Here is an 18,940-nt window from a genome sequence, read left to right as displayed (position 1 = left end):
TCGTGACCAATTGCTGACCTGGGTGCATGCCATTCGATGGAAGCCGCCGTTTGGCGCCATTCACCTCACGGATTCACGTTGTAGTGAACAATCGCATGATTGGAAAAGACGACCCGGTCAGTCTCTTCTTGGAGTCGCACTACGTCGCTTATTCTCACACGCTTACTCTCGACTTCTTCGAGATATGGTCTTTGGGAGGAAAAGCGCCTGAATGCTGATGCCGATGCCCGCCAGAGAATCAACGAATGGAGGATCGAAGCGGCTCTATGCTATTGGGGGTTGCGCATCAGGGCGCGATGGTGCCGCTCCGCGCTGCGGCCGACGCGCCCAGCTCGCAAGCTCGCCCGGCGGCTGGGCCTTCGCTTGTCGCTGGGCCGCGCGCCAGTCGTTGTCGTGCCGCGCTCAAGGTCGGCGCAGCCCCGTGGCCAGCCAGAAGAAAGCGGCAACCCCAGCGTTACATAACGCCCGGAATTATGCGCGACTCGCTGCGCTCGCCGTCCACTTCGCCGCATAATTTGCGCTATGTAAAGCCGGGGTTTGGTTGCTTGCGTTGAGTCCCCCCGCCCGCCCCGGCGGTCACTGCGCGCGCCGCTGCGGCCGCGAGGCGGCCTCCGCCGCCGTGCTCGGGCCCGCCTCCCGTCCGCCCCCAAGGGGGCTCCCTAAGCGGTGCCCGGCGGGGCCGGGCTGGTTTGGTTTTGTTGGGAGAGCGCGGCTGCGCCGCGCTGGTGGCGCATGGCTGGGTTGAGGATCTCGGTGACGAAATCAGCGAAAGGACGGCGATCAGGACGAGAGGCATGTCAGATCGGATGTGGTCTCGGGCGACGTTGATGAGTTTCGACTGACGCCGCTCATCGCGACCGAAGCTTGCATGCGACGCGTCGTTGCGGGGCTGGGACCGGTGTTGCGGGAGCAGGCTGGCCAGTGGCGCCCTCTGTGGTGGCGCTGTCAGGCTGTTGAGGCGCGCGGCAGATGGGTTTGGGTGTTGCGCAGTGCTGGATCGCGAGGGGGCGGCGCCGCGTGTTGGACGGCCGCTGATCTCTGGCAGCGACGCCGTCCCTGGCCGAGGTGGGTGTGGCTGAGGCTGGCGTCGGCACGTCCTGTGCCGCCGGCGCGTTGCGCTGGGTGTCAGCCAGCGATGACTGCGGCTCCAGGCCTCAAGCGCTTTTGCGGATCAGGGGCACCACATTGTCGTTGTCCGACCGCGCGAGTCGTTCCAGATAATCCGCCCAGGCCTGCATCATCTTGCGCCGCTCCTTCAGGTGCGCGGTGCGGTTGTAGGCGCGGCCGTAGGGGGCGCGCACGGCGTGGGCGAGTTGATGCTCGATGTAGTCGGGGCGGAAACCGAGCACCTCGTCGAGCACGGTGCGGGCCATGGCGCGGAATCCGTGGCCGCTCATCTCCTCTTTGCTGATCCCCATCCGGCGCATCGCGGCGAGCACGGCGTTATCGCTCATCGGCCGCTCGCTGCTGCGGGCACTGGGGAAGACGTAGCGGCCGCGACCGGTCAGGGGCTCGAGTTCGCGCAGGATGGCGACGGCCTGGGTTGCGAGGGGCACGAGGTGCTCGGTGTCGGTCTTGGTGACGCGATAGCGCCAGGTCGCGTCGTCGAGGTCGATGTCGCGCCATTCGGCCTTGCGTAGCTCACCGGGGCGCACGAAGACCAGCGGCGCGAGACGCAGGGCGCTGCGCACGATCAGGGTACCCTCGTAGCTGTCGAGGGCGCGCAGCAGCGGGCCGATCTGCGCTGGCTCGGTGACGGCGGCGAAGTGGGTGGGCTTGACCGGTGGCAGGGCGCCCCGGAGGTCGGTGCTGGGGTCGCGCTCGGCGCGGGCGGTGGCGATGGCGTAGCGGAACACCTGCCCGCAGTTGGAGAGGGCGCGGTGGGCGGTCTCGAGGGCGCCGCGACGTTCGATGCGCTGGACGGCGCCGAGTAGTTGGGGTGCGGTGATCTCGGCGATGGGGCGGTTGCCGATCCACGGGAAGATGTCGCGCTCGAGCCGGCGCAGGATGCGTTTGGCGTGGCCCTCGGTCCAGGTCGGCAGGTTTCGCGCGTACCACTCGCGGGCGATCACCTCGAAGCTGTTGGCGTCACTCTGCGCCTGGGCGGCGCGCAGGGCCTTGCGGTGCTCGCCCGGATCGACACTCTCGGCGAGGAGTTCGCGGGCCTGATCGCGACGGGTGCGGGCGGTCTTCAAGGACACATCGGGATAGACGCCGAGCGAGAGGCGGCGCTCCTTGCCGTGGTAACGATATTTCAGTCGCCACCACTTGCCCCCACTGGGGGCAACTTCGAGATAGAGTCCGCCGCCGTCGAAGAGCTTGCGGGGCTTGTCGCCAGGCTTGGCGTTACGGATTTCGGTAGCTGTGAGAGGCATGGGGGCAACTCCGTCTGCTGCTTGGGATGTTGCCCCCAAAGTTGCCCCCGTTTATTCGTGGATGTCAATGGACCTCGATATACGGTGGTGGACGCTGAAATTGGCTAAGTTGCTGATTTTAGGCAATAAAAAAGCCGTCAATGGACGGCTCTGGAAGTGGTGATGGTGGAGGCGGCGGGAATCGAACCCGCGTCCGCGAGCCCTCCGCCGTCGGTCCTACATGCTTAGTCCGCTCTATTGTGTTTAACCTTCCACCGCCCGAGGGACAGGGCGGTCGGTCGGCGATCCCGAATTGGGGTTTTAGCGAATCAGGTCCGGGCCCCCGTCATCGCGATCCTGTGTGAGGTTACCCCACGAATCCGCCGCCCACAGGCAGATGACGGTGTGAGGCCCGCTGGGATTAAGCAGCGAGAGCGTAGTTGTCGTCGTTGGCAACTATTGGTTTGCGGATGGTTTTACGAGGTTACCCGCACCTCGGCATGCACCTCGGGTTTTGCGACCCGCGTCGAAGCCTAGTCGCCCCCAGTCGTAAGATCTGACAGTCTATCTCCCTGGGAGTTCCGTGGCAATCAGTGTCTCAGCGTGACTCAGTGACCCGGACATCGGTGCCTCGGCAGCGACGTGCCCGGCGTCGCATGGCCGAGTGCAGAGTGCAGAGCGCGGGCGGTGTGGTTGATGGGCGCCGTCGGGCGGGGTTTTGCCCCGCTGGCCTGGTCCCATGTACAGAGCAACACGACCTTTGCGAGGTGATGGGGCATGAGCGATCCTCTGCGTTTCGGCTTCGCCGGCAAGCGCTTTCTGGTGACCGGGGGCAGCAGCGGCATCGGGCGGGCAGCGGTGGAGCTGCTGCACGCCGCCGGCGCGCGCGTGCTGGCCACCGGTACGTCGGCGGCGCGTCTTGCGGCGCTCGAGGCGGACTGCCCGGGTGTGACGTCGCGGGTCAACGATGCCGGTGATCCGGCGGCGGCGGACCTGTTGGCGGCTGCGGTGCGGGACGGTTTCGGCGGGCTCGACGGCGTCTTCCTGAACGCCGGTATCGCCAGCTTTGAGCCACTCGCCAACCTGACGGTGGCCCACATCGATCGACAGTTCGCCGTCAATGTCCGCGGCCCGATGTTACAGGTGCGGGCGCTGGCGGCGCTGTTGAGCGATGGCGGTGCGGTGGTGATCAATACCTCCGTGGCACGCGACAGCGGTCTGCCGGGGGCGGCCGCCTATGGTGCCACCAAGGGCGCGCTACGCTCGCTGGTGCGGGTGCTGGCGGCGGAGCTGGCTCCGCGCGGCATCCGCGTGAATGCCGTGAGTCCGGGGCCCATTGCCACCGACTTCTTCGCCCGTTCCGGGCTGCCGGATACGACCGCCGAGGCCATGGCAGAATCGGTTCGGGCGAAGGTGCCCCTGGGGCGCTTCGGTGCGCCGGCGGAGGCGGCGCAGGTGGCGTTGTTTCTGCTCTCGGGGCTCGCCTCCTTTGTGACCGGCTCCGAGTATGTGGTCGATGGCGGCATGAGCGAGGTCTGAGCATGCGCGGGTACCGTGTCGCCCGCGGCGTGCGGGCTTGGATGGGCGGCGGGTCACTCGCTGCGCTCTGCATCGCCGCGCTGTTCGCCGGGCCAGTGGCGGGCGACCCCGCGCTGACCCTGGACGTTGCCTACGCCGACGGCCGCTATCGTCTGCGTGCGGATATACAGATCGCCGCGCCTGCGGCGGCGGTCCGTGCGCGGCTCACCGACTATGCCAACCTGACGGCTTTGAACCCCGCGATCCGCGAGAGCCGCGTCGAGTCGGCCCCGGCACCCTATGATGCGCGTGTCACCACGCTGGTGCGCGCCTGTGTGCAGCGGCTCTTCTGCCGGGAGCTGAAACGGGTGGAGGATGTGCGCGAGGAGCCACGGCGGCTGGTGGCGGTGATCGTGCCCGCGGGCAGCGACTTCAGCGCCGGGCGCACCGAATGGCGTCTGTATCCGCAGCCGGAGGGTGTGCGGGTGTCGTACCGTGCCGAGCTGACCCCGGACTTTTTGGTACCGCCGGTGATCGGGACAGCGCTGGTCAAGCAAGGTCTGGAGCGCGAGCTGCGCCGACTGCTGCACAACTTGGAGCGCCTCGCCCGCGCGCGAGCCTGAGTGGCCGCCCGCCGCGGCTTGGTCGCGCTTCGCTGCTGGCTTAAACTCGGCAGGCTTCGAAGTGAGGTCGGCAGCGGGGAGTGGATCGGGTGGTGATGGAGCGCAAGCGAGAGCAGTCGGTGACACTCCGGCGGGTGCGTGTGGCGCAGTGGCTGCGTTGGCTGTTGAAAAGCACCGTCTGGCATCCGCTGACGGCGCTGTTGGATCGCGCCGGCTACACGCTGGCCACGGTGCAGGTGCTGTGCATCGATCCGCGCACCGACCAACTCTTGTTGCTGCGCACCCGCGAGCACCGCTGTGGCTATGCGCCGGTGCAGGGCCTGCGACGGGTAGTGCTCGGCTCAGGCTTGGTGCCAGCGCGGGCCGACGTGCGCGAGGACGCCCGCGCCGAGTTGGCAGAGGAGGCGGTGCCGTCACCGCCGCCCCTGGCGAGCTTCCGTGTCGCCGAGCGCTATCGCGAGGGGCCCTTCCAGCAGTTCGATTGCACCGTGTTCGTGGTGTTCTGCGATGAGGCGACCACGACCCTGGGCCCGGAGACCGCCGAGGGTGCCCCCTGCTGGATGCCGTTGGCGGAGGCGGTGGAGCTATTGGGCAACCGCACGCTGCGGGACATGTTTGCGGACTGGCGCGATGATCCGGCCTCCAGTCCGCAGGCATCCGCCGAGGTCCAGCGCCGACGCTTTATCCTCGGCCCAGGCGCTGTCGTACCGGCGCCGAGCGGCGGCGGCGAGCGCCGCTGGAGGGCGCGCCGGCAGCCCCCCGCCGAGGCGGCCCTGCCGAAGATCTGGCCGATGGCGCTGTCGATGCTGGCGGCGGCGCGTGCGCTGGGCCGCCGCGATGCCGCCGAGGTCTACCAGGCCAATCCCAAGCTGGCGGGCGAGCTTTGGACATCCATGTCCAGCGCCGCGCGGGACTGCTATCGCCCAGATCCACGGCTGTGGCGCGACTGCCGCCTGCTTGACGCAAAACGCCCGGACGCCCTGCTGGCGGGCTGGCGGGAGGCGCGGTTGGAGCGGCTCGCCGAGGGCGATGGCTGCGCCGATGCACGGTCCATCCCCGGCCGCGCAAGCCCCGAAGCAGCGCTGACCCTGCGGCGACGCGCGCACTGCGAGCTGTCTGTGGATCTGATCTACGACACGGTGGAAGACCGGGTCGGCTGCTTCCTGACCCGCAGTGCCGCCTCGGGTGCCATCTCTGATGTGCTGCTGTTCGCGCACCTGTCTGCGCGCTATGTGCCCATTCCGGTGTTCCACACCCAGTCCATCTATCGCACCGCGCTCGGTTACAAACAGCCATCGGCGGCGGATTTCTGGGTGATGGGGGCGCTCTACTATCGTCTCGAGGGCGCTGCGGTGGGGGACTGCGTGTTCTTCCCGGACGGCACCTGGAGCGAGTATGGCATCACCGGCCACGGCCGCTGCTGCTTCCGGCGCGCCGCCGACCCGTTGCTGCCGCCGGCGGGTGAATCGCTCACCACCTTCACCGAGGTGGCGCTGCCCGAGCGTACGGCGCCCTCGGTGACGGCGATGCCTTAGCCCGGCTGATGCGCCAGCAGCGATGGATGTGAGGGTTGCGGGCGAAGTCGCGGGGGATGGTCGCCGCGCTGATGTCCTGGATGCTGAGGCTGCCGTCGGGGTCCAGGCGGTCCGTGTCGAGGCGAAAGCGCCGGCGGTTGGTCGAGAAGATGAGCTCACCATCGCTCGCCAGTAATGCCAGCGCGCCGCGCAGCAGCTCGGCGTGGTCGCGTTGCACATCGAAGGTGCCATGCATGCGCTTGGAGCTGGAGAAGGTGGGCGGGTCCAGAAAGATGAGCCCGAAGCGTCCGCGATAGGCGCGGGCATTGGCGAGCCACGCCAGGCAGTCCGCCTGGATCAGCTGATGGTCGCGGCCGCTGCAGCCGTTCAGCGCCAGATTCTGCCTCGCCCAGTCCACATAGGTCCGCGACAGATCCACGCTGGTGGTGGAGCGCGCACCGCCCGCGGCGGCGTGCACACTGGCGCTGGCGGTGTAGCAGAAGAGGTTCAGCACATGGCGGCCAGACGCGAGTGTGCGCAGCAGCCGGCGGGTGTCGCGGTGGTCCAGGAAGAGGCCCGTGTCGAGATAATCCTCAAAGTTCACCAGTAGCTTGAGCCCGTCCTCCAGCACCGGGTGGAACTGCCCGCGCGCACCCAGGCGCTGGTACTGGCTGTCGCCACGCTGGCGTTGGCGCACCTTGAAAAAGATATCCTGCGCCGGCACCGCCAGCACCTCGGCGAGCACTCCCAGGGCCTCTCGCAGGCGGCGGCGGGCGGCCCTGGGGTCGACGTCGGGCGGCGCCGCGTACTCCTGCACGTGCACGAAGCGCCGCGCCGGCGTTTGCACATCGGCGGACCCATAGATGTCCACGGCCAGCGCGTACTCCGGTAGGTCCGCGTCGTACAACCGATAGCAGCTGATGTCCTCGGTGCGCAGCCACTTGGCCAGCGCCTTTTGCTTCTTACGCAGCCGGTTGGCAAGCATCTCCGCCCCCGGGCCGCGCTCGGCCGCCGGCAGCGGGCGCGGACGTTCCGAGACGTGGGCCTGCGGGCACACCTGGAAGTGCAGCAGCCGGCACGCGAGGGGACCGTTGTAGAGGGTATGGAAGCGCGTGGCGCGCAGGCCCATGCCCTTCCCAAGCTCGGGGTTGGCGGTGAGCACGGCGGCGTGCCAGCCGTCGAACTGCTCGCGCAGCACGGTGCCGAGCGTGGCGTAGAGCGCCGGCAGCTCGGCGTCGGTGCCGAGACGCTCGCCGTAGGGCGGGTTGGTGACCACCAGCCCCGGGGTGTCCCCCGGCGCGGCCGCGCAGTCAGCGAGGTCCCGGCGCTCGAAGCGCACGTGACCGCCGAGGCCGGCACGCACGGCGTTGTCCTGGGCCGCCCGCACCATGCGTGGATCCTGGTCGGCGCCGCGCAGTCGCAGCCCCTGCGACGCCAGCCGTGCGAGGCCGGTGGCGCGGCGCTCCCGGGCTTCGGCGAGCAGGGCGTCCCAGGCCGCCCGGTCGTGCCCGGCCCAACCGGTGCAGCCCCAATGCACGCCGAGCTCGGTGCGCAGCAGGCCGGGGGCGATGTCGGCGGCCATCAGTGCCGCTTCGATGGGCAGGGTGCCGGCGCCGCACAGGGGATCGAGCAGCGTGCCGCCCGCCGCTGCGATGGCGGGCCAGCCGGCGCGCAACAGCACGGCGGCGGCGAGGTTTTCTTTCAGCGGGGCCGCCCCTTCCCGGGCGCGCCAGCCGCGGCGGTGCAGGGGGGCGCCGGCGAGATCGAGGTAGAGGGTGGCGCGGTCGCGGAAGATGTGACAGCGCAGCGCCAGATCCGGGTGCGCCGTGTCCACGTTGGGGCGCGCCAGGCCCAGTCCCCGGAACTGGTCCACGATGGCGTCTTTGACCTTCAGTGCGCCGTAATGTCCGTTGTCGATGCCCGAGCGCACGGCGTCCAGATGCACGGCGAGGGTGCGCCCCGGCGCCAGGTGGTCCGGCCAATGAATGGCCTGGACGCACGCGTAGAGCTGCTCGGCATCCGGTGCGTCGAATTCCGCCAGCGGCAGCAGCAGGCGGCTCGCGATGCGGGACCAGAGCAGCACCCGGTAGGCGTCCGCCGCGCTGGCAGTGAAGCGAACGCCGGCGCGAGTGTCCCTGGCCGTCGCAAGGCCGAGCCCGCGCAGCTCTTCCGCCAGCAGGGTCTCCAGGTTACGGGCCGCGGTAGCGAAGAAGGCTTGCGGCGCCGATGCCGCCGCGGTGCCGATGGGGGTGTCGGCGGGGATGTCGGCGGTCATTGGTTGACCGCCTTCACCGTGTTCGGCAGCTGCGCCAGGGCGACCTCGGTGAAGGTCTCCAGTGCGGCGCGCCGCGGGAAGCTGCGGCGGAACACCAGCGAGATGCGGCGCTGGGCATCGGGCAGCTCCAGCCGCCGGGCGATGATGCCGCTGTCGGTCATCCAGCTGCCGCGGATGGCCAGTGCCGGCACCAGGGTGCAGCCGAAGCCGGCGCCCACCAGTTGCAGCAGGGTCTCGAGGCTCGCGGCACGCAGGTCCGCCATCTCGCCGGTGCGCGGGCGGTCGGCGAGCTTGCAGACCTCCATGACCTGGTGGCTCAGGCAGTGCCCTTCGGAGAGCAGCAGCAGGTCGATGGACTCGAGATCCGCCTGGGTGATGTCGTCCTTGTCATAGAGCGGGTGCTTGCGCGGATGCGCCAGCCAGAAGGGCTCGTCGAACAGCGGGATGCTGGTGAGGTCCGGGTTCGGCGTCGGCGTAGCCAGCAGGGCCGCGTCCAGCTCGTGCTGATCCAGCCGGCGCAGCAAGGCCTCGGTGGTTTCCTCGAACAGCACCAGCTTCAGCTGCGGGCAGCGGCGTTTCAGCGGCACCAGCACCAGCGGCATCAGGTAGGGGCTGAGCGTCGGGATGGCGCCCACCCGCAACGGGCCGGCGAGGGGGTCCTGATGCGCCCGGGCCACCTGCTCGATGGCATCCGCCTGCTCCACCAGCAGCCGCGCATGGCCGAGGATTTCCTCGCCGATGGGCGTCACCTCCACGGAGCGGTTGGTGCGCTCGAAGATCACCACGCCGAGCTGATCCTCCAGCTTTTTGATCTGCCCCGACAGCGTCGGCTGGCTCACGAAGCAGCGCTCGGCGGCCTTGCCGAAATGCCGTGTCTCCGCCACGGCGAGGATGTATTTGATGTCCCGAAGGTTCATGGATTGGGCCGGGCCTGTTCGTCGCGTCCGTCACATCATCGGCATGGTAAACCAATCCTGAGCAGCCCAGCGGGTGCCGGACGGCGGGCGTTTTGGGCGCGCGCTGCGCTGGCGTGGCCGGTGCCCGTGTGCTCGTCCCAAGACCTTCGCGTGCGATGTTTGGCCGCAGCGTCGGCGCCCGGCCCCCTCAGAGCGGCGACTGGGGCGGGCATCGGCGCGCCATCGGGGCTGGCGTCGAGGGTCGGCGCGGCCCATCACGCCATCGTCTGCGGCCCGTAACCACTGTCGCCGTTGAGCAGAGCAGGTATTGGGTGTGATAAATTGCCCGCTGCGCCGTAGTTGGACGCATGCCGCCGATCAGCGCCGGTGTTCATGCCAAGGCTTCGGCTCTTTCCCTGTTCAGAAGTCTGCCTGTCGGCTAAGGCGCAGCCGGCGCAGCCGCCCTTGTAATGCGTATGCTGTTCGGACCAGTCATCGATATCGCGGGATCATACTTCCCGGGCTGGATTCCGAGTGTGTTGTTCGGCGTGGTCGCCGGCGTCGCCCTGTACGCCGTCCTGGTGGGAGTCGGCATTGCCCGCTGGATTCCACTGCCCGGTTTGTTTTACCTGATGACAGGCGCATCGTCGGCCATGGTGTTTTGGCTGCTGCTGTTTTCGGGCGCGACGATGTGATGGCATGAGCGAGCTCACACCCGGCGGGGATACGCGAGGGGATATCACCGCAGGCGTTGCGGTGCAGCCTGCCGCCGGCAGCGAGCCCGCGGCGGCCGAGGCGGCGGCGCCGGTCGGCGGCAGCGAGCCCGCTCCGAGCCGCAAGCAGGCGCCCGATGCATCCGGGCAGCCGCTCGCAGATGCCCGCCGTGAGCGCCGCCGTGAGCGCCTCCTGGGCGCACTCGGCAAGCTACTGTTCCTGCTCATGCTGGCGGTCACCGTCGCGCTGGGCTACCGGCTGCTGACGACGTTGCTGGATGCGCCGCGCACCACCGATGCAGAGATCGACGCCGAGGTGGTGCGCATCGCCGCCGCGGTGCCGGGGCGTCTGGACAAGCTGCTGGTGGCCGACGGCGAGCAGGTGAGCGCGGGTCAAGTGCTGTTTCGCATCGCCGATGCGTCCTACCGCCAGGAGCTGGCGCTGGCCGAGGCCGAGCTGGCCGCCGTGCAGGCGCAGCTGGCAGACACCGAGCGGTTGCTCGAGTCCGAGCGCGCCAATGCCACCGCGGCGCAGGACGAGGTGAGCCGCGCCCGCGCCAATCTGGATCTTGCCAACCGCACGCTGGAGCGCACCCAGGCCATGGCTGCCGACGGCTACGCCTCGCAGCAGACGCTGGATGAGGCACGCACCGCGGTGGGCGATGCCGAGGTCTCGCTGCGCCAGGCGCTGGAGGGTGCCCGCGCCGCCGAGAACGAGATCCAGACCGCCCGGGCGCTCAAGGCCGAGGTGCGCGCCAACAAGGCGCTGGTGGCCATCGCCCGCCGCGAGCTCGAGAAGACCACGGTGCGCGCGCCCATCGCCGGCCGGGTGGCGGGGCTGCGGCTGGCGGTGGGGGAGTTCCTGCAGCCGGGGGAGCCCCTGTTCACCCTCATCGACACCGCCAGCTGGCATGCCCGGGCCCTGTTTCGGGAGACGGATCTGAAGCACTTGCGGGTGGGTGATCCGGCCCGGGTCTACGTCATGATCGATCAGTCCGCGCCCATCACCGGGCAGGTGGCGGAAATCGGCTGGGGCGTGGTCTCGGACGATGCCCTCGGCGCCTTCGGCGATCTGCCCTATGTGGCGCGCACCCTGAACTGGGTGCGGGTGGCGGCGCGGTTTCCGGTGCGCATCGCCCTCGCGGACCCGCCGGCGCGGCTCATGCGCGTCGGCGCCTCGGCGGTGGTTCAGGTGGATGTGCGGCGCTGAGGCCACCGGCATCCGCCGCCGGCGGCGCCCGACGTGCAGCAGCCGGCGCCGGTGAGCGCCGCCGTCGCCAGCGCCGGCGGCCTGCGCGCGGCCAACGGTGGGCGGTTCGGGGCCTTTCTGCGCGCCGAGCTCGCCCCCTTCCCCGGGCGCTTTGGCCGGGCGCTGCGCATCAGTATCCTGTGCATGCTGGTGGTGATGGTCTTCATGGCCTTCGGTATGCCGGAGTCGGCGCTGGCGGCCTACCTGGTGTTCTTCGCCAGTAAGGACGACGCCGTCACCAGCTCCATCGACGGCTTCGTGCTGATGATGCTGATCGTGCTGGCGATCGGCATCGCCTTCGTCGCCACCGCGGTGACCCTCGGCTCGCCGGCGCTGCGAGTGCTGACGCTGGCGCTGTTGGTGTTCGGCGGCATGTTCCTCGCCGCCACCACGCCGCTTGGACCGGCGGCCAGCTCGGTGGCCATGATACTGGCCATGGCGCTGACGGCGCCGGACCTGATCGGCTATCCACAGCTCATCGAAACGGCCTTTTTCTGGATACTGCCGGTGGGCCTGGTGCCCATGGCGCTGCTCATCTTCATGAATCTGGTGGCGGGGCGCAGCCCGACGCGGCTCTATCGCGAGTTGCTGCGCGAGCGCTTCGCCGCCGCCCGTGCGGCGCTGCGGGGCGAAGACGCCGACGGTGGCCGGGTGCTGACCCTGCTGCACGAAGGCGATACCCGCAGCGCGGACTTCGCCAAAATGATACGGCTGCTGCATCTGCTGCCGACACCACGTCTGGCGCAGCTGGAGGCGATGGAGCGGTTGTCCATGCGCTTGCTCACGGCCCTGGCTGCGCGCCCGCTGCTGGCGCCGGCGGCGGTGCCGACGGCGCCGCCTGGGGCCGCCGGCGCCGACGCGAGACAGCATCAGCAGGCGGCGGTGCTCGGCCGCTGTGAGGCCTGGCTGGCGCGGCCCAGTCGGCGGCGGCGGGACGATGCAGCCTATGCGCCGGACACAGCCAACCCGGCCCAGCCGGGTTATCCAGCGTGCGCGCCGGAGCAGGAGGTCGACCAGGTGCTCGGCGAGCTCGAACGGGTCTGTGCCGGCGAGGCGGCGGCGGTGGCGCGTGCCCGCGGCGAGGCGCCGCCGGCGGCCGGCGGTGGGCTGCTGGCGGCGGATGCCTTCAGCAATCCGGACCATTCGCGCTATGCCTTCAAGACTACGCTGGCGGTGATCGTCTGCTATCTGTTCTACATCGCCGTCGACTGGCCCAGTATCCACACCTGCGTCATTACCTGTTTCTATGTCGCCCTGAGCTCGGTGGCGGAGACCATGCACAAACTGACGCTACGGCTCATCGGCTGTACCATCGGTGCGGTGTTGAGCTATGCGGTGCTGATTTTCGGCTTCCCGCACATGACCTCCGTGGGCTCCCTGGTGCTGGTCATCGGACTGGTGACCTTCATCTCCGCCTGGATCGGCGTGGGCAGCGAGCGTACCTCTTACATCGGCCTGCAGATCGCGCTGTGCTTCTTTCTCGCGACCCTGCACGGCTTCGGGCCCACCGTGGAGCTGGACGTGGCCAGCGGCCGGCTCATCGGGGTGGTGGTGGGGAATCTCGCGGTGGCGGTGTTCTTCATCAGCCTTTGGCCCGTGAGTGCCGAGGGTCAGGTGCGCCGGCGCTTCGCCGAGGGCTTGGAGGGCATCGCCGCAGTGCTGGCCAAGCCCCAGAGTCCGGCGGCGGTGGCGCGCGCCGGCGATGGCATCAACAGGGCATTCACCGAGGCCCAGGATGCGGCGGAGCTGGTGGTGTTCGAGCCCGCCCGCATTCGCCCGAGCCGAGAGCGCCGGCGCGAAGCGGCACGGCTCGTGGCGCTGGCGGACGGGCTTTATGTGGTGGGCGCCCAGTTGGCGCAGCAGCGTTTGCGGCTCGCGGCTGCGTCGGCCGAGACGCTCGCCGCCATCGCGGCCGCGGATCAGGCGCGTGCCGACGCACTTGCGGCCTTTGCGACACACTTGCAGGCGCGCGCGCCGGGGGCGCCGGCGCCTGGACCGCTGCCCGCGCTGCCCGCGCCGCCCGCGGATACGTTGGCCTTCGCCGCCCGCACCGACGAGCACTGTGACGAGCGTGGGCGGTTGTACCGGGTGTTCGATGCACAGCTGCGCGAGCTGCTCGCCCTCGCGCGCCCCGGCGACCTGCCCACCCCGGAGAACCGACCGCAACCGGAGCCGACGTGATGTATCCATCCACACAGCAAAACGCAGGTGCGTGCAGCAGGCTGCGCCGCGTGCCGGCGCGGGTCGGGAGTGTGCCCCGGGACGATGCCCATGTGCGGTTACCGGCGGCCAGGGCGCAGGCGCGTGGCGTGCGCCCGGGCGCTGCCATCTGCAGCGCCCTGCTGTTGTTGCTGGCGGGCTGTCAGACGCTGGCGCCGGCGCCAACCCCCGCGAGCCCGGCGGCGCCTTGGCCGGTGCCGGCGGCGCTGCAGGCGGAAGTGGTGTCCGTGGTGGCCGATGCGGGTGCCGGGGAGGGCGCACCGGCGGGTCCGACGGCGGTCGTCGGCATCGACCCGGATCGCACCTATGGACTGCCGGCGCTCATCGACATCGCCCAGCGCAACAACCCCGAGACCCGCGTGGCTTGGGAGTCGGCGCGGCAGGCGGCGCAGGCGGTGGGGGAGGCCAATGCCACGCTGCTACCGCGGCTCGCCGCCAGCGTCGTCGGCGGTTATCAGCGCGTCTCCACGCCCATCCAGCTGCCGCTGGTCGGCACCCGCACCCTCGCCACCGACGTGCAGGAGGTGGTGCCGGTGCTGAGCCTGGAGTGGCTGTTGTTCGATTTCGGCGAGCGCGCGGCGGCGGTGCGCGCGGCGCGCCACCTCACCACCGTGGCCAATGTGGAGTTCAATCAGGTACACCAGCAGCTGGTCTTCGACGTGAGCCAGGCCTACCACGCCGCCGTGGCCGCCGCGCAGAAGCGCACCGCCGCCGAGCGCGCGATGGGCGCGGCGCGACAGATCCTCGCCGCCGCCGAGACCGGCCGTGCGCGCGGCGTTGGCACCCGCGTGCAGGTGGCTCAGGCGCGTCAGCAACTGGCGCAGGCGCAGCTGTCGCTGACCAATGCGCGGGGCGAGGGCGAGGCGGCCCATGTGGCGCTCAATGCCGTACTCGGCCTGCCACAGGCGACCCGGGTGCGCCTCGCCGCGCCGGGCCCGCTGCCGGCGGCGAGCACGCGTGCGCTGGATCAGGTGATCGATGCGGCGCTCGCCGAGCGCGCAGACATCATCGCCGCCGTGGCGCAGCTGCGCGCGGCGGAGGCCGGCGTGGACGTGGCGCAGGCCGGCTTCATGCCGAAGGTGGGCGTGGTCGGTGCGCTGGCCCGCGATGACAACCGATTTCGCATCAACAACAGCCCCACCCTGGGCACGCCGCTGGAGCAGACGGGCGTGCTGCTGGGTGTGACCCTGCCCCTGACGGAGGGCGGTCTGCGGCGGAGTCGGCTGCGCAGCGCCTATGCCCGGGTGCGCGCGGCCCAGGCCCAGGTGGCCGCCGTGCGCGATGCCGCGGCCCGTGAGATCGCCGCCGCCTATGCGGCGCTGCGCACGGCGCTGGCGGCCCATCGCAGCGCCCGGGCCGTGGTGGCGGCGAGCCGGGTTACCGTGGATGCCGCGCGCAAGGGGCTGGATGTGGGCCTGGGCACGCTCACCGAAGCCGTCGCCGCCGAACAGGCCCTGATGGAAGCGGAGGAGGTGCTGGCCGACGCGCGCCGGGATGCCTTCGATGCGGCCACCAACCTGGCGTTTGTGACGGCGGCGCTGCGCTAGCGTGGCGTTGCCTTGGTCTGGGTGTCGGCGGCGCGGCTGGGCGTCGAAGTGTCGCCGGCGGCGCCTCTGACCTTGCCCTTGGTGTCGGCGTCGGTGGCCATGTCCGGCTCGTGCACCATCACCACCCCCGCCAGCGGCGGCAGCGCCATGGGGATGGAGTTGGGGCGGCCCATCCAGCTGATAGGCTCTGCGTGGACGCCGCCGCGGTTGCCGACGTTGCTGCCGCCGTAGAGCTCGGCGTCGGAGTTGATGGCCTCGCGGTAGTAGCCGGGCAGGGGCACGCCGATGCGGTAGTTCTCCCGGGGGACCGGGGTGAAGTTGAAGGCGCAGCAGACCACCTGCCTGCCGTCCTTGGACTTGCGCAGATAGCTCAGCACGGACTGGCTCGAGTCGTGACAGTCGATCCACTCGAAGCCGGCGCTGTCGAAGTCCACGTGGTGCAGCGCCGGCTGCGCCTGGTAGAGCCGATTCAGGTCGGCGACGATCTGCTTGATGCCCTGGTGCTGCGGGCGCTCCAGCAGATACCAGTCCACTTCGGCGTCGAAGTTCCACTCCTGACCCTGACCGAACTCGCAGCCCTGGAACAGGAGCTTCTTGCCGGGGTAGGTGAACATGAAGGTGTAGAGCAGCCGCAGCGAGGCGAATTTCTGCCAGGCGTCGCCGGGCATTTTGTCCAGCATGGAGCACTTGCCGTGCACCACCTCGTCGTGGCTGAAGGGCAGGATGAAGTTCTCGGTGAAGGCGTACAGCAGCCCGAAGGTGAGCAGGTCGTGGTGGTAGTGGCGGTAGATCGGGTCCTTCTCCATGTAGGAGAGGGTGTCGTGCATCCAGCCCATGTTCCATTTCATGCTGAAGCCCAGGCCGCCCAGATAGGTGGGGCGGGAGACCTGCGGCCAGGCGGTGGATTCCTCCGCCACCATCAGTGAGCCCGGATGCTGCTCGTGGGTGACGGTGTTGAGCTGACGCAGAAAGTCGACGGCATCGAGGTTTTCGTTGCCGCCGTATTTATTCGGAATCCACTCGCCGTCCTCGCGCGAGTAGTCCAGGTAGAGCATGGAGGCGACGGCATCCACGCGCAGGCCGTCGATGTGATACTCGGCCAGCCAGTAGAGGGCGCTGGAGAGGAGAAAATTCTTCACCTCGTGGCGGCCGTAATTGAAGATGAGTGTACCCCAGTCCTTGTGCTCGCCCTGGCGCGGGTCCGCGTGCTCGTAGAGCGCCGTGCCGTCGTACTTCGCGAGCGCCGTGGTATCGCGCGGGAAGTGTGCCGGCACCCAGTCCAGCAGCACGCCGATGCCGTGCTGATGCAGCTCGTCGATGAAGGCGCGGAAGTCGTCCGGGGTGCCGAAGCGGGCGGTGGGCGCAAAGTAGCCGGTGGCCTGGTAGCCCCAGGAGGCGTCCAGCGGGTGCTCGGTGATGGGGAGCAGCTCGATGTGGGTGAAGCCCATCTCCGCGCAATAGTCCACCAGGCGCGTGGCGATCTCGCGGTAGTTGAGAAAGCCGCCGTCGGCGTCGCGCTGCCAGGAGCCCAGATGGATCTCGTAAATGGACATGGGGCTGTGCTGCCAGTCGCGCTCGGCACGGGCGGCGAGCCATCCGGCATCCCGCCAGCGGTGGGTGCTGGGTGCGGTCAGGATGCAGGCGTTGTCGGGGCGCTCCTGGAAGGCGTTGGCATAGGGGTCGATCTTCACGTGCACGTTGCCGCCGCCGTCGCGCAGCTCGTACTTGTACAGCGCCCCGGGCGAGAGGCCGGGAATGAACAGTTCCCAGACGCCGGAGCCGCCGCGCACGCGCATGGGGTGTACGCGACCGTCCCAATCGTTGAAGTCGCCGATGACGCTGACGCGGTGGGCACCCGGGGCCCAGACGGCGAATTGGAAGCCTTCCACACCGTCGACGGTGCGGCGATGGGAGCCCAGGAAGCGATAGGCATGCCAGTGACGGCCTTCGCCGAAGAGGTGCAGGTCGAAGTCGCCGAGCTGGGGACCGAAGGTGTAGGGGTCGCAGCAGCTGCCGACCCGGCCCTGGCGGTCGTACCAGGTGATGCGATAGTGCGTTTGCCCCGTCAGCTGGTCGGGGGATCCTTCCCAGGTGAAGAGGTCCGTTCCTGGCACGCGCTCGAGGTCGATGCCCGCCTCGTTGATGCGCGCTCGCGCCGCCTGGGGCAAAAAGGCGCGGATCGTGGCGATGTCGTCGTCGAGGTCGTGCCGGCCGAGCACCGCGAAGGGGTCGTGGTGACGGGCCTCGACGATACGCAAAAGCGGCTCGGGCAACTGTGAGTAGGGGGTAGGGCCGATGGGCATGAGGTCTTCCGTTGGCGTATCTTGTGCGGGGACGGCTGCGGCTGGGCGGCACCGACGGCGGTGGCCCCCAATGCTACCATGCACCTCCCGTGGATTGCCGAAGTCGGCCAGCGGCGGCAGCGGCTGGCGACGGCGGCGAAGGCGCATGCACTGCGGGGCGCACCGGATCTGCGATGGTACGACAAATGTGCCAAAGCATCGCCCGCCGCCGGCGCAGCTGCAAGGGCGCCGCGGCCCCACCAAAGACCCATGAGAGGTGACCCATGCCGGATGCTGGACCGCGTTTCGTCAGTCGCCTGACCCGCAACACACTCGCGCTCATCCTGGCCGGGGGTCGCGGCTCGCGCCTGAAGGATTTGACCCGCTGGCGCGCCAAGCCGGCGGTGCCCTTCGGCGGCAAGTTCCGCATCGTCGACTTTCCGCTCTCCAACTGCATCAACTCCGGCATCCGCCGCATCGGTGTGCTGACGCAGTACAAGGCGCACTCGCTCATCCGCCACATCCAGAAGGGCTGGGGCTTCCTCCGCGGTGAGTTCGGCGAGTTCGTGGAGCTTTGGCCGGCCCAGCAGCGCGTCGCTGAAACGGCTTGGTACGCCGGCACCGCCGATGCGGTGTTTCAGAACCTGGACATCATCCGCAACCATGACCCGGAATACGTGCTGATCCTCGCCGGCGACCATGTCTACAAAATGGACTACGGCACCATGATCGCCCATCACGTGGAGACGGGGGCGGATCTCACCGTCGGCTGTCTGGAAGTGCCGGTGGAGCGTGCCTGCGCCTTCGGTGTCATGGATGTGGATGTCGAGGGCCGGGTGCGCGGCTTCGTCGAGAAGCCCGCCGAGCCGCCGCAGTTACCGGGCCGCCCCGGTGTGTCGCTGGCGTCCATGGGCATTTATGTCTTCAACCGGGATTTTCTCTACGAACAGCTGATCCGGGACGCGGACCAGCCGGGCTCCAGCCGCGACTTTGGCAAGGATCTGCTGCCGTACGTGATCAAGCACTATCGGGTCATGGCCTACCCCTTTCGGGATCCGAAATCCGGTGACCAAGCATACTGGCGTGACGTCGGCACCGTCGATGCCTTTTGGGAGGCGAACCTCGAGCTCATCGGCGTGACGCCCCCCTTGAGCCTGTACGACCATCACTGGCCCATCTGGACCTACCAGGAGCAATTGCCACCGGCGAAGTTCGTCTTCGACAGCGACGAGCGCCGCGGCATGGCCGTGGACTCCATGGTCTCGGGCGGTTGCATCATCTCCGGCGCCACCGTGCGCCACTCGTTGCTGTTCTCCAGCGTGCGCGTGAACTCCTACTCTTACGTGCAGGACACGGTTTTGCTGCCGAACGTGGAGATCGGTCGCAACTGCCACATCCAGCGGGCGGTGATCGATCGCTGGTGCCGTATCGCCGCCGGCACCGCCATCGGCTACGACCGTGACGCCGACGAGGCCGCCGGCTTCTACGTCAGCCCCGGCGGGGTCACGCTGGTGACGCCGGACATGCTGGGGCAGCAAGCCAATCGGGTGCGGTGAGGGGCGCAAGCGGCGCGGGCCCTGCCGGCGTGCCGGCGCTCCATTGGCCGCGTCTTCCGGCTCAGTCCGATTTTTGGCTGGGGTGGCCAATACATCGGCGTCCCCTATCGGCGTCTCCTAGGAGGCTGTCCGACTTATCGGGCCGCAGGCCGGGTACAATAGGTCCGGGTTCACGCAGACGCGAGTGTGCAGC

12 protein-coding genes and 1 other RNA gene are annotated in these 18,940 nt (G+C 69.2%); 8 read left to right on the top strand and 5 right to left on the bottom strand.

Translation table 11 applies throughout. The features are described 5' to 3' along the window. Nucleotides 1–1,154 precede the first annotated feature (1,154 nt). Together QZ588_RS15470 and ssrA are read right to left on the bottom strand one after the other, a co-directional pair. Nucleotides 1,155–2,375 (bottom strand): integrase arm-type DNA-binding domain-containing protein, encoded by a 1,221-nt coding sequence (locus QZ588_RS15470; RefSeq protein WP_295543842.1) that lies wholly within the window; start codon nt 2,373–2,375, stop codon nt 1,155–1,157. A 163-nt stretch (nt 2,376–2,538) separates the two neighbouring features. Further along, nucleotides 2,539–2,899: a transfer-messenger RNA gene (ssrA, locus tag QZ588_RS15465) on the bottom strand. Between the two features lie 232 nt (nt 2,900–3,131). On the opposite strand from ssrA, the gene QZ588_RS15460 reads away from it, so the two are divergent. From QZ588_RS15460 to QZ588_RS15450, 3 genes are all read left to right on the top strand, one after another. Further along, nucleotides 3,132–3,893 carry an SDR family oxidoreductase gene (locus tag QZ588_RS15460; RefSeq protein ID WP_295543841.1) on the top strand — a complete coding sequence of 254 codons (762 nt, stop codon included), beginning with the start codon at nt 3,132–3,134 and terminating at the stop codon, nt 3,891–3,893. Nucleotides 3,894–3,895: 2 nt separating this feature from the next. Continuing rightward, the gene (locus QZ588_RS15455) at nt 3,896–4,495 is read left to right on the top strand and encodes an SRPBCC family protein (RefSeq protein ID WP_295543840.1); all 600 of its coding nucleotides are present in this window, start codon (nt 3,896–3,898) and stop codon (nt 4,493–4,495) included. A gap of 95 nt (nt 4,496–4,590) precedes the next feature. Next, a complete protein-coding gene (locus QZ588_RS15450) occupies nt 4,591–6,030 on the top strand; it encodes a hypothetical protein (RefSeq protein ID WP_295543839.1) in 1,440 nt (479 codons plus the stop codon). Here the strand turns inward: QZ588_RS15450 and rlmKL are convergent. Continuing rightward, nucleotides 5,975–8,284: a bifunctional 23S rRNA (guanine(2069)-N(7))-methyltransferase RlmK/23S rRNA (guanine(2445)-N(2))-methyltransferase RlmL gene (gene rlmKL / locus QZ588_RS15445; RefSeq protein ID WP_295543838.1), complete on the bottom strand. Its 2,310-nt coding sequence runs from the start codon at nt 8,282–8,284 to the stop codon at nt 5,975–5,977. The genes QZ588_RS15450 and rlmKL overlap by 56 nt on opposite strands. Then, nucleotides 8,281–9,201, bottom strand: a complete 921-nt coding sequence (locus QZ588_RS15440) for a hydrogen peroxide-inducible genes activator (RefSeq protein WP_295543837.1) — start codon at nt 9,199–9,201, stop codon at nt 8,281–8,283. Before QZ588_RS15440 ends, rlmKL begins: the two co-directional genes overlap by 4 nt. A gap of 449 nt (nt 9,202–9,650) precedes the next feature. Between QZ588_RS15440 and QZ588_RS15435 the strand changes: the two genes are divergently transcribed. From QZ588_RS15435 to QZ588_RS15420, 4 genes are read left to right on the top strand one after another with little or no spacing between them, the layout of a single operon-like run. Then, the gene (locus QZ588_RS15435; protein WP_295543836.1) at nt 9,651–9,875 is read left to right on the top strand and encodes a YtcA family lipoprotein; all 225 of its coding nucleotides are present in this window, start codon (nt 9,651–9,653) and stop codon (nt 9,873–9,875) included. Between the two features lie 4 nt (nt 9,876–9,879). Further along, nucleotides 9,880–11,103 carry an HlyD family efflux transporter periplasmic adaptor subunit gene (locus tag QZ588_RS15430; RefSeq protein WP_295543835.1) on the top strand — a complete coding sequence of 408 codons (1,224 nt, stop codon included), beginning with the start codon at nt 9,880–9,882 and terminating at the stop codon, nt 11,101–11,103. 51 nt (nt 11,104–11,154) lie between these two features. Further along, nucleotides 11,155–13,323, top strand: a complete 2,169-nt coding sequence (locus tag QZ588_RS15425) for an FUSC family protein (protein ID WP_295543834.1) — start codon at nt 11,155–11,157, stop codon at nt 13,321–13,323. Then, the gene (locus QZ588_RS15420; RefSeq protein WP_295543833.1) at nt 13,323–14,909 is read left to right on the top strand and encodes a TolC family protein; all 1,587 of its coding nucleotides are present in this window, start codon (nt 13,323–13,325) and stop codon (nt 14,907–14,909) included. The genes QZ588_RS15425 and QZ588_RS15420 overlap by 1 nt, the downstream gene beginning before the upstream one ends. Here QZ588_RS15420 and glgB read toward each other — a convergent pair. Further along, nucleotides 14,906–17,212: a 1,4-alpha-glucan branching protein GlgB gene (glgB, locus tag QZ588_RS15415; protein WP_295543832.1), complete on the bottom strand. Its 2,307-nt coding sequence runs from the start codon at nt 17,210–17,212 to the stop codon at nt 14,906–14,908. The genes QZ588_RS15420 and glgB overlap by 4 nt on opposite strands. A 263-nt stretch (nt 17,213–17,475) precedes the next feature. Between glgB and glgC the strand changes: the two genes are divergently transcribed. After that, the gene (glgC, locus tag QZ588_RS15410) at nt 17,476–18,747 is read left to right on the top strand and encodes a glucose-1-phosphate adenylyltransferase (protein WP_295543831.1); all 1,272 of its coding nucleotides are present in this window, start codon (nt 17,476–17,478) and stop codon (nt 18,745–18,747) included. Nucleotides 18,748–18,940: the final 193 nt, after the last annotated feature.

It is taken from the genome of uncultured Thiohalocapsa sp., assembly GCF_913062725.1.
Lineage (GTDB): Bacteria > Pseudomonadota > Gammaproteobacteria > Chromatiales > Chromatiaceae > Thiohalocapsa.
Note: the sequence above shows the minus strand (reverse complement) of the source record. Positions and strands in the feature narration are given on the sequence as shown.